This window comes from Erysipelothrix aquatica (assembly GCF_009828825.1).
Taxonomy (GTDB): domain Bacteria; phylum Bacillota_I; class Bacilli_A; order Erysipelotrichales; family Erysipelotrichaceae; genus Erysipelothrix; species Erysipelothrix aquatica_A.
In genome coordinates this window covers 53,796-66,810 of the sequence record NZ_WTTA01000001.1, presented here as the reverse complement: position 1 = coordinate 66,810, position 13,015 = coordinate 53,796, and the positions used below count along the sequence as shown (strand labels likewise).

General features: G+C 38.6%; 20 protein-coding genes and 1 other annotated feature. Of the genes, 3 read left to right on the top strand and 17 right to left on the bottom strand.

What is annotated here, in order from left to right:
* Nucleotides 1-15: 15 nt before the first annotated feature.
* Genes GVV22_RS00365 through trmB form a run of 3 tightly spaced genes read right to left on the bottom strand, consistent with a single transcriptional unit; the run spans nt 16 to nt 2,399 of the window.
* Nucleotides 16-708: a hypothetical protein gene (locus GVV22_RS00365; protein WP_159648237.1), complete on the bottom strand. Its 693-nt coding sequence runs from the start codon at nt 706-708 to the stop codon at nt 16-18.
* On the bottom strand, nt 701-1,768 hold the full coding sequence (locus GVV22_RS00360) for a M42 family metallopeptidase (RefSeq protein WP_159648236.1): 1,068 nt from the start codon (nt 1,766-1,768) through the stop codon (nt 701-703). Before GVV22_RS00360 ends, GVV22_RS00365 begins: the two co-directional genes overlap by 8 nt.
* Entirely contained in the window at nt 1,758-2,399 is a 642-nt protein-coding gene (trmB, locus tag GVV22_RS00355) for a tRNA (guanosine(46)-N7)-methyltransferase TrmB (protein ID WP_159637895.1), read from the bottom strand. The genes GVV22_RS00360 and trmB overlap by 11 nt, the downstream gene beginning before the upstream one ends.
* A gap of 95 nt (nt 2,400-2,494) precedes the next feature.
* On the opposite strand from trmB, the gene GVV22_RS00350 reads away from it, so the two are divergent.
* Nucleotides 2,495-3,556 carry a nucleotidyltransferase family protein gene (locus GVV22_RS00350; protein ID WP_159648235.1) on the top strand — a complete coding sequence of 354 codons (1,062 nt, stop codon included), beginning with the start codon at nt 2,495-2,497 and terminating at the stop codon, nt 3,554-3,556.
* A 68-nt stretch (nt 3,557-3,624) separates the two neighbouring features.
* Here GVV22_RS00350 and metK read toward each other — a convergent pair whose 3' ends face one another.
* Nucleotides 3,625-4,719, bottom strand: coding sequence for a methionine adenosyltransferase (gene metK / locus GVV22_RS00345; RefSeq protein ID WP_159648234.1), 1,095 nt, complete (start codon nt 4,717-4,719; stop codon nt 3,625-3,627).
* A gap of 385 nt (nt 4,720-5,104) precedes the next feature.
* On the opposite strand from metK, the gene GVV22_RS00340 reads away from it, so the two are divergent.
* Nucleotides 5,105-5,722 (top strand): hypothetical protein, encoded by a 618-nt coding sequence (locus GVV22_RS00340; RefSeq protein WP_159648233.1) that lies wholly within the window; start codon nt 5,105-5,107, stop codon nt 5,720-5,722.
* 22 nt (nt 5,723-5,744) lie between these two features.
* Here the strand turns inward: GVV22_RS00340 and GVV22_RS00335 are convergent, their stop codons facing one another.
* From GVV22_RS00335 to rdgB, 7 genes are read right to left on the bottom strand one after another with little or no spacing between them, the layout of a single operon-like run.
* A complete protein-coding gene (locus GVV22_RS00335) occupies nt 5,745-6,605 on the bottom strand; it encodes a YitT family protein (RefSeq protein WP_159648232.1) in 861 nt (286 codons plus the stop codon).
* 36 nt (nt 6,606-6,641) lie between these two features.
* Nucleotides 6,642-7,085, bottom strand: coding sequence for a RidA family protein (locus GVV22_RS00330; protein ID WP_159648231.1), 444 nt, complete (start codon nt 7,083-7,085; stop codon nt 6,642-6,644).
* A gap of 11 nt (nt 7,086-7,096) precedes the next feature.
* The gene (locus tag GVV22_RS00325; protein ID WP_159637907.1) at nt 7,097-7,237 is read right to left on the bottom strand and encodes a mechanosensitive ion channel protein MscL; all 141 of its coding nucleotides are present in this window, start codon (nt 7,235-7,237) and stop codon (nt 7,097-7,099) included.
* Between the two features lie 38 nt (nt 7,238-7,275).
* Nucleotides 7,276-7,788, bottom strand: a complete 513-nt coding sequence (locus GVV22_RS00320) for a hypothetical protein (RefSeq protein WP_159648230.1) — start codon at nt 7,786-7,788, stop codon at nt 7,276-7,278.
* Nucleotides 7,785-8,297, bottom strand: a complete 513-nt coding sequence (locus GVV22_RS00315; RefSeq protein ID WP_159648229.1) for a tRNA (cytidine(34)-2'-O)-methyltransferase — start codon at nt 8,295-8,297, stop codon at nt 7,785-7,787. The genes GVV22_RS00320 and GVV22_RS00315 overlap by 4 nt, the downstream gene beginning before the upstream one ends.
* Complete coding sequence (locus tag GVV22_RS00310) at nt 8,294-8,971, bottom strand: TIGR01906 family membrane protein (protein WP_236261896.1); 678 nt, start codon at nt 8,969-8,971, stop codon at nt 8,294-8,296. The genes GVV22_RS00315 and GVV22_RS00310 overlap by 4 nt, the downstream gene beginning before the upstream one ends.
* 2 nt (nt 8,972-8,973) lie before the next feature.
* Complete coding sequence (gene rdgB, locus GVV22_RS00305; protein WP_159648228.1) at nt 8,974-9,552, bottom strand: RdgB/HAM1 family non-canonical purine NTP pyrophosphatase; 579 nt, start codon at nt 9,550-9,552, stop codon at nt 8,974-8,976.
* A gap of 51 nt (nt 9,553-9,603) precedes the next feature.
* Between rdgB and GVV22_RS00300 the strand changes: the two genes are divergently transcribed.
* Complete coding sequence (locus tag GVV22_RS00300) at nt 9,604-10,440, top strand: choline kinase family protein (protein ID WP_159648227.1); 837 nt, start codon at nt 9,604-9,606, stop codon at nt 10,438-10,440.
* Between the two features lie 14 nt (nt 10,441-10,454).
* Here GVV22_RS00300 and GVV22_RS00295 read toward each other — a convergent pair whose 3' ends face one another.
* The 6 genes from GVV22_RS00295 to GVV22_RS00270 all read right to left on the bottom strand — a co-directional run bounded on the left by GVV22_RS00295 (nt 10,455) and on the right by GVV22_RS00270 (nt 13,009).
* Nucleotides 10,455-10,895, bottom strand: coding sequence for a MarR family winged helix-turn-helix transcriptional regulator (locus tag GVV22_RS00295; protein WP_159648226.1), 441 nt, complete (start codon nt 10,893-10,895; stop codon nt 10,455-10,457).
* Nucleotides 10,896-10,904: 9 nt separating this feature from the next.
* Nucleotides 10,905-11,264, bottom strand: coding sequence for a 50S ribosomal protein L20 (gene rplT / locus GVV22_RS00290; protein ID WP_159637919.1), 360 nt, complete (start codon nt 11,262-11,264; stop codon nt 10,905-10,907).
* A gap of 14 nt (nt 11,265-11,278) precedes the next feature.
* Entirely contained in the window at nt 11,279-11,476 is a 198-nt protein-coding gene (gene rpmI / locus GVV22_RS00285) for a 50S ribosomal protein L35 (RefSeq protein ID WP_159637922.1), read from the bottom strand.
* Nucleotides 11,477-11,499: 23 nt separating this feature from the next.
* Entirely contained in the window at nt 11,500-12,033 is a 534-nt protein-coding gene (gene infC / locus GVV22_RS00280; RefSeq protein ID WP_201287539.1) for a translation initiation factor IF-3, read from the bottom strand.
* 36 nt (nt 12,034-12,069) lie between these two features.
* Nucleotides 12,070-12,185: a sequence feature (ribosomal protein L20 leader region), on the bottom strand.
* A gap of 85 nt (nt 12,186-12,270) precedes the next feature.
* The gene (locus tag GVV22_RS00275; protein ID WP_159641491.1) at nt 12,271-12,450 is read right to left on the bottom strand and encodes a hypothetical protein; all 180 of its coding nucleotides are present in this window, start codon (nt 12,448-12,450) and stop codon (nt 12,271-12,273) included.
* Nucleotides 12,451-12,523: 73 nt separating this feature from the next.
* A complete protein-coding gene (locus GVV22_RS00270; RefSeq protein ID WP_159648225.1) occupies nt 12,524-13,009 on the bottom strand; it encodes a hypothetical protein in 486 nt (161 codons plus the stop codon).
* Nucleotides 13,010-13,015: the final 6 nt, after the last annotated feature.

Sequence of the window (13,015 nt, the reverse complement as noted above, 5' to 3'; positions counted from 1 at the left end):
TTTTAATCGTTCCCCCTACTCTTTTGGCGTTTCCGCTGGTTGTTCAGTCTTTGGAACTTCGATCGGATTATCTGGGTGAAGTTGATTATAGATTTCAATCAGGCTTCCTTCCTCAGGCACTTTGTGATCAAAGAAATTCTCATGAACGGCTTTATAGTCAATGATTTCTTTGTTTGAATAGTATGCAACAACTTCGTCTTCGTTCACTTCCGTGCTTCGCATTGTTACAAACATAGAATCGGCTACATATGCTAAATTTGATGGTGATACGATTCCAACTAAGGTCACGATACCATTTTCTAAAATTATTGTTTTCTTGTTACCGCTTGGTAGGACCGTAAAGATAAACTGACGTTCAACATCATTACGGTCTAAATAGGTCCCTGACTGGGTATACTCAACGGTATCTGCGTTCAATTTTGTTTCGAGAACTGCTGAATCATAGTACTTACGCCCGATAATCTCTGATACATCTAAGGTCATCATGACGGGTTCTGACATCACAGTCATCATGGTTGAGAGTTGTGTGGTTTCTTTGACGCCAGTATCTGGTAAGACATAATACTTTAGATACTGTTTGTTCTTATTTGGTGATTGAACAAGAGGTCTGGATAAGGCATCCTGAACAACCGTTTCATAAGGTTTTGGCGAGCTACACCCAGCAAGAATAACTAACACTAGGGCACTCGCGATGATTCGTTTAAACAATCACATCACTCCAAACATTGCTGTCCATGAATCGAACAATTGCTTCTTTTGCTGCAGTATAGTCATCTGTATCAAGAATACTTCCTGACGTATGTATATTGCGAGCAACCACACAACATGTAATTGTTTTGATTCCTTCATTTGATTTGTGGACGATTCCTGCATCAGTTCCACCTGGTGAATAGTAGAATTGATGTTTAATATCATGTTCAACACAAATGTCTTGTAGTTTGTAGATTAGGTCTTTGGTTGCAATCATGCTACCATCTGCCATTCGCAAGAGAATTCCAGCTCCTAGTTTTCCAAGCGCTTCTGAATCCATTGTATCGATTGCTGGAGAACAATCAAGAATAATTGCAAGATCTGGCTTAATGAGTTGTGTAATCGTCTGGGCGCCGCGAAGTCCAACTTCTTCTTGAACACTTGCACCAACATAGAGATCATAGTCTAATTCTTGGTCTTTAAGTGCATCCAGTAAATCAAGTCCCATGACACAGCCATAACGGTTATCAAATGCTTTGGCAAGAAGACGTTTCCCACCATTAAGAATCTCAAATCCGCCATCAACAACAATCATGTCTCCAGGTTGAATTCCCATCTTTTTGATGTCGTCAGCATCCGTTGCTCCAACATCCACAAGCATTTGTGGAATATCGATAGGTTTAGCACGATCTTCAGGACTCAACATATGTGGTGGAATGCTTCCGATTGTTCCAGGATAGATATCGCCTTTTCGCGTTGTAACGCGAACACGGTGTGCTAGTAACGTTTGATTAAACCATCCACCAACTGGATGAATCTTTAAAACACCTGTTTTTGTGACCTCTTTGACAAGAAATCCAACTTCATCCATATGCCCTAACACCATGACACGTTTAGCATTGGGATTCTTACTTTTACGTACTGCCATAATACTTCCAAGATTATCCTGGATAATCTCATCAACACCAAGCTTTTCATATTCTTTGCGCAAGTATGCAGCAACTTGATGTTCATGTCCACTAACACCATCTAATTGTGTCAATGTTTCGAACCATTGTAATTGTTGTTTACTTAACATCTTTTTTCCTCCAAATCGCTCTAAATATTGGTTGTCCCATTTCATGGAACTTACGTTCATATTCCGTGAAAGGATCGTTATCATCAGTTGTCCGGAAATCAACGTGGACATCCACTAATTCAAATTTGTGACTGCCAACGCTTACTAAGGAATAATTGAAGAGTCCAACATTATCTGTTTTCATCCAAATTTCTCCAGTATCAGTGAGTACGTCATAGTAATCATCTAATTTTGTCTTGTACGTTAAACGGCGTTTTTCATGTCGATTCTTTTTCCAAGGATCACTGAAGTTTAAATGAACCACATCAACCTCTTTCGGTCCAAACATCTCTGAGAGTTTTTCGGCATCACCATAGATGAAACGTTTTCGTTCACCAGGGTTGCTTTCTAACTTTTTGAGTGCGATAGAACTAGCTGTAAAATCACGTTCCATTGCTACTATCCCGCGTTCAGGGTATAGGGCTGACATTTGGTGCCAGTAATCCCCTTTTCCTGCACCAATTTCCACATGGAGTTTATCGGTCTTTAGGGTTTCTTTCCAGTTGCCTTTAATGGCTTCAAAATCGCTTATTAAATAATCAGAAAATTGTTCGAAAACCTCCGAACTCCAGTCTTTTTTACGTAATCTCATGTCTTATACCTCTTTATGTTCCTATTGTATCATGCTTACATTATGAATATCGTATTTTTTACATTATTTTCATCATTATGTGATAAAATACAATTATGACAAAAAAATACAGTGTAACAGGCATTGTCGTGGAATATAACCCACTTCATAATGGCCACATTTATCATATCAAGAAGGCCCGCGAAATCACAAATTGTGATGTTTTAATTGCGGTCATGTCTGGCAATTTTGTCCAGCGTGGAGAACCCGCATTTATTAATAAATGGGAACGCACTGAAGCTGCGTTAAATTATGGCGTTGATATCGTGATTGAACTCCCCACACCATTCGTTTTACAAAGCGCTGACTTTTTTGCAGAAGCTGCTGTGACACTTCTACATCGGATGGGTGTTGACACCATTGTCTTCGGCTCAGAATCCAATAATATAGAGCATATCAAATCACAATTTCATTATGATCCAGACGTAGGTCAAAGCTATGCTCGACAAATGGGAACCTCACGCAACGCTAATGACATTCTTGGTTTTCAATACATTCGTGTCGCTGAAATGCTTGGCATCGCTACGCGTACAATCCAACGCACAAACAATTATCATGGAACAGATATTGACTCTGACATTGCCTCCGCGACCGCAATCCGCAGTCACTATGGCCACAAACCAATTGCACACACGACCCCTTTAGATCTTGATCGCAGCACACTGCATCGCCTTGAAGCATATGATTTGCAAATACGTGCAATCATACTTCAAAACGATACATCGTGGTTACAATCAATTCATCTTGTTGACGAGGGCATCGAGAATCTGTTAAAGAAAAATGTTCACCTTCCCATCACGGAACTGATTGAAGCTTGCGTTTCAAAGCGCTACACGCGATCTCGCATCCAACGAACTTTAATGATGATTTTACTAGGCATTAAACGTTCCGATGTGATTTTACCGTCAAATACTCGCATTCTTGGTATGACGAAACCTGGACAAGCGTATTTGAAAGCCCAACGGGAAACAACCAACGCTGTAACGGCCTATAAGTATTATGACGACAATAATTTCGAAATGCGTGCGACACTTGCATACAGCATGCCGTACCCCAAAGACTATCGAAATTGGTTGATTCAAATGGAAAAGTCCGGATTAATATGGACTGAATCGTAAACAAAAACGAATCCAGAACATGCACCTCAACTTATGATTGACGGAGCGTTCCAAATTCGTTTTTTAGTTTAGAATTTTAATGGTTTAATTGCTTCCCATGGGAAACCATCACGACCAAAATGACCAAAGTTTGCACTTTCTCGATAAATCGGACGTAACAAATCAAGTTCTTTAATAATATTTCCAACTTTAAAATCAAAGTTTGCGTTAATGATTTCTAGAATTTCTGCTTCGGGACGTTTCGCTGTTCCAAATGTGTCAATATGAATTGACAATGGGTCGGATAAGCCAATTGCATAACTTAATTGAATTTCAATTTTATCTGCTAATCCAGCAGCTACCACCGACTTCGCAACATAACGTGAGAAATATGCAGCCGACCGGTCAACTTTTGATGGGTCTTTTGAACTAAAGCATCCACCGCCAATGCGACCAACGCCACCGTATGTGTCAACAACAATTTTACGGCCAGTCGTTCCTGAATCACTAAATGGTCCGGCAATACTGAACTCGCCGCTTGGATTGATAATAAAGCGCGTTTCATCTGTAATCCAGTGGGCATCGATTGTTGGTAGAATAACATCATTCATAATTGTTTCTTGAATTGTTTCCAATGGAATGCCAGCTTGGTGTGACGCACTAACTAAGACAGTATGGACATACACCGGCTTGTTACCATCGTACGCAACGGTAACTTGTGTTTTTCCATCCGGTAATAACCAATCAATCGTTGCTTTAGCGTCACTAAGACGTTGGGATAGCGCATGTGCCAAAGCAATTGGTAACGGCATATAGTTTTCAGTTTCATTCGTTGCATATCCAAACATAATCCCTTGATCACCGGCTCCGACACTTTCATCACTCACAACCGCATGATTGATTTGTGATGACTGCTTGTTAACTTTCACTAAGACATCGTAGGTTTCTTTGTACCCGATATCAGCAAGAACCTGTTTTGCAATTGCAGCATAATCTACTGTTGCTTGTGTATTTGCCTCACCATAAACAAGAATAAAATCATCTTTAATGGTAGCCTCAACTGCCATTTTTGAATTTGCATCTTCTCTCAATGCTGCATCTAAAATTGCATCTGCGATTTGATCACAGATTTTATCAGGGTGACCATCCGTCACACTTTCTGATGTAAAATATACGTATTCCATTCTAATACTAGCCTCTTTTTCTAACGACATAAAAAAAAGTCCTAGCAACAACACTAAGGCTCATTATTAAATAATGATAGCTCATCGTTGTTAGCTGTACCACCTTACATTGTGTAGGTTGGTATGAGGTCAACGAGCTAACTCTCTACCTCAACTCTTGATAATCGCTCACCAATTATATGCTATCTTTTTGATGATTGCAAGTATACCAGCAATCATTTCACAAATAAATCGACGCTTTGACGCTTCCAGACAGTGCAATGAAGTGCGTGTATCAAAGTCTAGAATCTGTATATGCTTATGACTTCTTTTTTTACCCGTTCTAATTATATTTCCGCTTCTTTATTTTATCCATGTTATAGTATAGAAAAGGAAGTACAGACACATGACACAACTTGACACAGCACTCCAACAATTAGTAAATGACTATTCTCAGAAAGCCGAGGCAGCTTTTGAAGCTGCCTTGCGTGACACTCATATCTATATAATTCAAGATTTCTCAATCGCAACCGATGATGGTATCACTATCATTCCTGTTTTTTCAAACGATTGCTATGCAGAAGAAATGGGTGTAATTGATTCACCCATTCACGTTCAATTTTTACGTGACCTCACGTTAAAACCAGGTTATGAAATTGTCATTAATCCCATGCATGAAGCAATTTCACTGGACAGCTCAATGCTTGAACTTATTTTCGATGAAAATCCGGAGGTTTCAATTAAACCTGCCGACAACACTGCACTCATGGTTATCTTCACGTTAAAAGATCGACTGGATGCCTATGGTGATATTATAGCTGCATCGCTTGGAATCCTCCAAACCGGAAGACGTAGCGAATTTGTAGTTATTATCGATGGTGTTGAGGAAGAGGCTGCGCTACGAGAGATTGCTGAAACGCTCTTGGCTGACATCAACGCTCCACTTCCGGTAGATTTGTATCCGCGTAATTCTGAACTCGGACAAGCCATTGTAAACATTACGAAACCATTTTATACCAAATAAAAAGTAGCCTCGGCTACTTTTTTTAATCCAGTGGTTTCTGTCGATAGTTTCCTTCAATCCGTTCAACCGAAGATACCTCGATGAAAGCTTTAGGGTCTGCTGCAACAACTTGATCGACAATTGATTTAATCTCGAATTCATTCACAACCATGTATAACATGGCACGATATTGATGTTTATAAACACCCATACCATTTAATTGGGTTATTCCATGACGCGTGACACTCAAAACAGCAGTACAGACTGCATCCGGTTCAACTGTAATTATACGCATACTGCTTAGCTTATATCTGTTGTGGTATGTTTCAATAATCTTCGTTGATGCGACTTGGTAAATAATTGAATACAACGCCAGGCTCCAATCGTACATCCACCCAGAGTAAAGTAACACACAGACATTGAAGAACATGATTTTATCCCACATTGGCTTATTCTTAACCATTGAGAAGTAAATAGCTATAAAATCTGTTCCACCTGCTGAACCATTCATTCTCAGTGCAATCGATGAACCCACCCCATTCACAACACCACCAAAAACTGCAAGAAGAATAGGATCATACGTTAACTTAAACGCTGGCAAAATTTCTACAAAAATACTTGTCAAAAAGACATGCATAAACGATAAAATTAAAAAACGTTTCCCGAGTTTTTTAATCACAAACGAAAGCAAGATAATATTAATAATTAGGAACAAGAATCCATACGAGAGCGTTAACCCAAACAAACGGTTCATTTCTTTGATAAGAAGGATGGTAACACCACCAACTCCTGCCGGCACTAAGTCAGCAGGCCTTACAAAAGATGTTATGGCAGTAGCCGACAACATTGCTCCTAGTATTACTCCGATATATTGCTTTGGTTCTATTTTTTTAAAGTATTCCATAATCTATCTCTGTTAATCGTGTCGATTGTCTCGTTGCTAGTCGATACAATATTTTCCTTTACATTTTTGAGTCTTCTTTTCATCTTCAAAATTAGGTAACTCTGATGCCACTGCGATTGCCTCGATTTCAACGAGCGCATTTTTTGGCAAACGCGCTACTTCGAAAGCAGTGCGCGCAGGATAAGGATGTGCAAAGTAGATTGCATACGTTTGATTCATTAGTTCAAAGTTATCCATATCACTGAGGTAAACCGTAGTTTTAACAATGTCTTTGAGTTCGAGTCCCGCACTCCTCAAAGTATTCTCTAAGTTTTCGATTGCTTTACGCGTTTGTGTGACAATATCATCGCCCACAAGGTTCGCTTCAAGGTCAATACCGAGCTGTCCCGAGACATAAACAGTATGATCGACTTGAATCGCTGCTGAATACGGTCCAACTGCTTTCGGACCATTTTTAACTATAATTTGTCTACGCTTCATTTGATTTACCTCTATAGGAGATCACGATAGTATTCATCGGATTTTTCTTGACGGTCTAAACTTGCATTCATACGTACAAATCCCGTAATACTTCCAACAACTATCACGAGCAAAAGTACAACACTTACAAATCCATTAAAATCTTCAATCATAACTCATCACCTCTATTGTTTTCATTATAGGTAAAATGCTAGAGAACTTCAACATAGTCGCCTAGTATCAATACTGGCATGACTAAACATGTACAAATCATTACAAACGCAAGGACAGCGTCAAACCAAGCAATTGAATGCATAATTTGGAATCCTTGCTCAATACTGTTGGTATTCATTGCAATGGTAAGTCCAATTAGAATCACGGAATACGCAATCCCTCCCGCAAACATAATCAGAGTGTGTTTTAACCAAAATTTAGTTCTAAAGAATGTAACAAACCACAGTATGATAAAAATATAGACAGTAACGGGGATCGTTGCATTCAGACGTTCAAGAAGAATTGTCGGGCTATGCGAATACTGCATAACGTTCCTTACAACAGCAATAATCCAACTACCACTCACATTCAGTAGTTCCATGGCTCCATCGACAGTATGTGTATTGATGACAGCAATACTCAATAAGAGCACTTCTAGAAACATTGCCACCATTGCCGCAAAAAATGTCATGAGAATTGCAATGTATAACTTTTTATAGTCGCGAATCATTGATAATCCTTAAGAAAATCTTTGCCTTTTTGAACCTCAACACGCGATAATCCGTCATATTCTTTTTGACGCAATACTTCGAATACACAAATCGCGACAGTATTAGATAGATTCATACTACGCGCTGAAGGTGCCATTGGTATCCGGAAGCAACGATCATAGTTTGCTTTGAGAATATCTTTGGGAATCCCGGTACTCTCTTTTCCGAAAACAAGGTAAATGTCTTGATCGATACTTGCGTAATCAAAATCTGAATGTGTATATTCACCATAACGTGTCAAGAAGAACATAGGTCCTTTTGTTTGATTTACAAACGCCTGCCAATCGACATGACGAATCACCTCAAGGTCTTCAGAATAGTCCATTACACTTCGTTTAACACGCTTTTCATCCAAAATGAATCCTAAAGGTTCAATTAAATGGAGTGTTGCTCCAGCGGCAGCACACGTTCTCATAATATTTCCGGTATTTTGCGGAATTTCGGGTTCATACAATACAACATGAATCATAAACGTTTCACCGTTCTTTCTAAACCAAATAAAACTGCAATCGCTCCTGCAACAATAGCACCGACTGCAACAATAATACGATATACAAGCCCCATAAAGAAAGGCTCCGGAACCATCATAATTAAACGATCAACGTTTGGGTTCAGCAACCATAGATCGTTTGTGAAAACGAGCTGATGGAATGAAATCCAGAACGCTTGGAAATCAATGAGTGCATAAAGTCCCACGATACCAACAACACTTCCAAGGATTAATAAAGAGGCTTTCCATATGTCGCGAGATAGGACAAAATTAAGGTAATCACCCGACCCCAGACTCACCAGGACCATAAATGCAACAAAAATCATTGCAATATTACGGAAGTGAACCGCACCTAAGTATAATGCTTTAACATCAACCATATGGTCTTTTTCTTTTTGGTTGAACATTTGAACATCACGCCCATCAACACTCACACTCAAATCAAGTGTTTGACGGTCATCTTTTATGTAATCAATAAGCACATCAGTAGCTTCATTCAACTCTGCTTCGGTTATGCGAATCGTTTGAGCCGTATTGAGTTTATGATACATTTTCGAATAGTAACTTTTTTGGAAGGATAGTGCAAAAATTGCAGTAAGCATCATTGAAATAAGAAATAAAGATGCTGCAAGTATATAAAGCATTTTTTTCATGTTCACGCCCCCATGAAGTCAATAAATTTTTGGAGTGCGATTGCACGGTGTGAAATCTTGTTTTTGACATCAGCATCAAGCATTCCAAAAGATACGGTCATGCCGCTTGGAATAAAAATTGGATCATATCCAAATCCACCTTCGCCCATAATTGCCTCAGCTATCGAACCATCAATACGCCCTTCAAAGGCATGAATTCCCTGGTCATCAATCATAACGATTGCACTTGTGAAGTACGCATCGCGTTGCGATTCACCCTCAAGACGCTTCAAAATTTCATTATTTTTATCGACATAGGGTGTTTCCTCGCCCATAAAACGTGCGGAATAAACACCAAGAATATCAGGTAGTGCCGAAATCGTGAGACCCGAATCGTCTGCGATTGTTGGAAGTCCTGTTTGCTCATGGACAAAAGCAGCTTTGATAATACTATTTTCAACAAATGTTGCACCTGTTTCTTCGACTGAATCCATTGATACACCCTGTTCTTTTGCAGTTACAACAGTGTATCCCAATGGTTCAAGTATAGACTTAAATTCCTTTAATTTTCCTTGATTATTACTTGCTACGATAATTTTCATACTTTCACTCCTAAACATATGAAATTATACCATTTATGATATAATTTCACTATGAAAACATACCAAACTTTAAAAACTCAATACGATTTAGAGGTATTGTCCGAGGATTACATTCCTTCTGGACTGACGAATGCGAATTATCATGTCCTTACGAATAAAGGAGAATTTGTTGTACGAATGCCAAAACCCGAGAATGCAGGGTTGTTTGACTATCATCATGAGGCCCATGTACTCGCACTTATCGAACCCCTCAACCTCGATACACCGCTTTATGCTTATAGCCCAAATACAGGCATTAAAATAAGTGAATATGTTCCAAACACCCATACATATAGGGCTGATCATTTGGCTGATGCCGCAGTCCTCATCAAGACCTTGCATGATGCAAATCTTAAATCCGGAATTCGTTTTGATTTAATTAATAAATACGATCTTTTCCAAACTCGGAATACCTACCAAAAGTATAATACAATTCCTTACCGATACTTACTCGAAGAAACCCAAGCAATGGTTTCAAACGTCAGACTTTGCCATAATGACCTTGTAGAGGGCAACTTACTATTTTCAAATCAACGCCATTATTTAATTGACTACGAGTATGCGATGGATAATGACCCCTACTTTGATATCATGTCCTTTCTAACTGAAAATGATATTCAAGATACGCAATCACGTCGTATTTTTTATGAGGCTTACTTTGGTTACCAACCCAACGACATAATGATGAGCAAGTTATGGCATTTTGAAGTCTCACATCACCTGATTTGGTGTGAATGGGCTCAAATGATGTATGCACACCACCATGATGAAATATATAATGACATTGCGGAACTAAAGTACACTCGTCTTCTCGAATGCATCACCGAACATAATAAAAACTCCCAATGATTTCGGGAGTTTTTTTAGATATCGTACAAGTCTTTAAAGAAGGAGTTGATCTGATTAACAGAATCAATAAGATTACTACTATCATCAATATGTAAAAGTAATCTATCTACCATTTCTTCGTGGAAATGGTTATGGATATCCATAACTTCTTTCCCTTTTTCAGTCAATCCGAGACGATAGATACGTCTATCGTTCACGTCTTGTTCTCTATACACATATCCCTTGTGAGTTAAACGATTGATTGTTGTTGTCAGCGTTCCTTGGGTAATCCTAAGGCGCGCTGCAACATCACTCATCATTTTGGTATCACTATTTTGTATGCCTTCAAGCGTATGAACTTCAGTCATGGATAGTTTTACGCCATGAACACGATGGTAGCGTTCTTCAATAATCAAAATTTGATTAAAAATATCGACCAGCAATTCATTCAATACCTTTCGAGCATCAGCTGTCATATGCTAGATTTACGCTTCTAAAGCTTTTTGAGCTTTTGTTACTAATGTAGCAAATCCTTTTGGATCGTGAATCGCAATTTCTGATAACATTTTACGGTTAATATCGATGTTTGCTAAACGAAGTCCATGCATTAAAGTGCTGTAGCTCATGTCATTTTGACGTGCTGCTGCATTAATACGTGTAATCCAAAGTTTACGCATTTCACGTTTAAGTTGTTTACGGTCACGGTAAGCGTAACGTAGTGAACGCATAACTTGTTCATTCGCTGTACGGTATAACGTATGTTTTGAACCATAGTACCCTTTAGCTAATTTTAAAACCTTTTTACGGCGTGCACGTGACGCCACTGAATTTGTTGATCTTGGCATTTAATTCGTCCTCCTTAGAAACCTTGTAACAAGTGTTTAATACGTTTGTAGTCGCTCTTAGAAACAAGAACAGCCCCACGTAATTGACGGTTTTGTTTTGTTGTTTTGTGACGTTTAAAGTGAGAAACGTATGCTTGTTGGCGTTTTAATTTTCCCGTACCTGTACGTTTTACACGTTTTGCTAAAGTACGCTTTGTTTTCATTTTAGGCATTCTGAAGCCCTCCTTCAATATTCTTAGTTTTTATTTGGAGAGATAACTACTGACATTGTGTTACCTTCGAGTTTAGGCATTTTTTCGACACTACCCAAGTCTTTTGTCTCCTCGATGAAACGATTCATTGTCTTGCGACCAACATCGATACGTGTCATCATACGACCTCTAAATCGCATATCAAGCTTAACTTTTGTGCCTTCTGCGAGCCATTTACGAGCATGCTTTAATTTTGTATCAAAGTCATGTTGGTCAATAACTGGAGAAAGACGCAATGGTTTAATTTGAGTAACGTGTTGATTACGTTTCGCTTCTTTGGCCTTCTTTTGTTGCTCATAGCGGTAACGCCCGTGATCGAGAATTTTCGCTACTGGCGGATTACCATTTGGCGCAACAACAACTAAGTCAAGATTTAGCTCAGATGCTTTTTCCAAAGCTTCGCGGCGCATCAAAATACCAAGTTGTTCTCCGTTTGGTCCGATAACTAACAATTCTTTAAAGCGAATTGCATCGTTCACCATATCATCTTGAGCTGGCTTGCGATTGTCTTGTCCCATTCTTCTACTGATAAAACTCACCTCCTCTGGTGTTGAAACAATAAAAAAGTGTGTACATATTATAAGAACACACTCAAAGGTTATAATTTAGAACCTAAGCCTTTACCTATGACGTCAGTCATCAGGTGAGAAGAGTGCTTCTACTTTCTTATTGCTCGTAAAGTATAGCATCCCCACTGGTTTTCGTCAAGGTTTTATCTTATTTAATTTGTCGCAGAATAAAGCTGTCTTAAGCTTTTATTGTTCATCTTGTGTTGCTTCAAGTTTTTCAAGCATTTCATCAATCTGAACTACTTTATCAAGGAATACTTTTCGTTGATCATCTGTTAATGTATCTCCGTATTTCTCGATAAAACGTAAAATCGTTTCAAATCCACTTTCGATTTTCTCAACTGTTTTTTCTAGATTCTTGTCCATAATATCTCCTTACTAGATTAGTGTAACAAATTACAACTCATTCTGTCTAACTAAATTCATATACCGGTTTCATTTAGGTAAAATAGGCAGTCTTCAATCCCTTTCGGAATTGTTCGTTGTACTCTTTCACTTCAAGATACAGGTTGTCCCTATAGAGACGGTCAGCACGTTCTACAAACTCTATCGAGATTCCTGTGGCTTCAACATCGATTTTATAGTTTTCATTCAGTACATTTTCAAGTAGCATGATGAAGTTTTGTAATTGTAATGTATTTTGAAGGTTTTCAGAGTATTTTATGAATGTATAATCATTGATGTACATTTCTGCTGTTACTTCGCCAACAAGATTATCTGCATTATTAAACAGAATCCACGTTGGATTATCAGATGATTTGCGAGGTTTTCCCTGTCGCCACAAATCATCAGGCAAATCAAAGACATCATGACAACATGAGCACATTCCATCTGTAAAACTGATTGCGAAAAAATCAACATCAAGTGATTCAGCAGTCACATTCTTAAAAACATCATATTTGATTAGTGTATCCAGTGTATGCATCACGAT

Coding starts and splice junctions, on each gene's coding strand:
- GVV22_RS00310 (WP_236261896.1), bottom strand. CDS start 8,971: ATGAAAAAAATGCTTTATATACTTGCAGCATCTTTATTTCTTATTTCA.
- GVV22_RS00360 (WP_159648236.1), bottom strand. CDS start 1,768: ATGTTAAGTAAACAACAATTACAATGGTTCGAAACATTGACACAATTA.
- rpmI (WP_159637922.1), bottom strand. CDS start 11,476: ATGCCTAAAATGAAAACAAAGCGTACTTTAGCAAAACGTGTAAAACGT.
- GVV22_RS00340 (WP_159648233.1), top strand. CDS start 5,105: ATGACACAACTTGACACAGCACTCCAACAATTAGTAAATGACTATTCT.
- GVV22_RS00325 (WP_159637907.1), bottom strand. CDS start 7,237: ATGATTGAAGATTTTAATGGATTTGTAAGTGTTGTACTTTTGCTCGTG.
- GVV22_RS00295 (WP_159648226.1), bottom strand. CDS start 10,895: ATGACAGCTGATGCTCGAAAGGTATTGAATGAATTGCTGGTCGATATT.
- GVV22_RS00320 (WP_159648230.1), bottom strand. CDS start 7,788: ATGATTCGCGACTATAAAAAGTTATACATTGCAATTCTCATGACATTT.
- GVV22_RS00350 (WP_159648235.1), top strand. CDS start 2,495: ATGACAAAAAAATACAGTGTAACAGGCATTGTCGTGGAATATAACCCA.
- GVV22_RS00315 (WP_159648229.1), bottom strand. CDS start 8,297: ATGATTCATGTTGTATTGTATGAACCCGAAATTCCGCAAAATACCGGA.
- rplT (WP_159637919.1), bottom strand. CDS start 11,264: ATGCCAAGATCAACAAATTCAGTGGCGTCACGTGCACGCCGTAAAAAG.
- GVV22_RS00275 (WP_159641491.1), bottom strand. CDS start 12,450: ATGGACAAGAATCTAGAAAAAACAGTTGAGAAAATCGAAAGTGGATTT.
- infC (WP_201287539.1), bottom strand. CDS start 12,033: ATGGGACAAGACAATCGCAAGCCAGCTCAAGATGATATGGTGAACGAT.
- metK (WP_159648234.1), bottom strand. CDS start 4,719: ATGGAATACGTATATTTTACATCAGAAAGTGTGACGGATGGTCACCCT.
- GVV22_RS00330 (WP_159648231.1), bottom strand. CDS start 7,085: ATGAAGCGTAGACAAATTATAGTTAAAAATGGTCCGAAAGCAGTTGGA.
- GVV22_RS00270 (WP_159648225.1), bottom strand. CDS start 13,009: ATGCATACACTGGATACACTAATCAAATATGATGTTTTTAAGAATGTG.
- GVV22_RS00300 (WP_159648227.1), top strand. CDS start 9,604: ATGAAAACATACCAAACTTTAAAAACTCAATACGATTTAGAGGTATTG.
- GVV22_RS00335 (WP_159648232.1), bottom strand. CDS start 6,605: ATGGAATACTTTAAAAAAATAGAACCAAAGCAATATATCGGAGTAATA.
- rdgB (WP_159648228.1), bottom strand. CDS start 9,552: ATGAAAATTATCGTAGCAAGTAATAATCAAGGAAAATTAAAGGAATTT.
- trmB (WP_159637895.1), bottom strand. CDS start 2,399: ATGAGATTACGTAAAAAAGACTGGAGTTCGGAGGTTTTCGAACAATTT.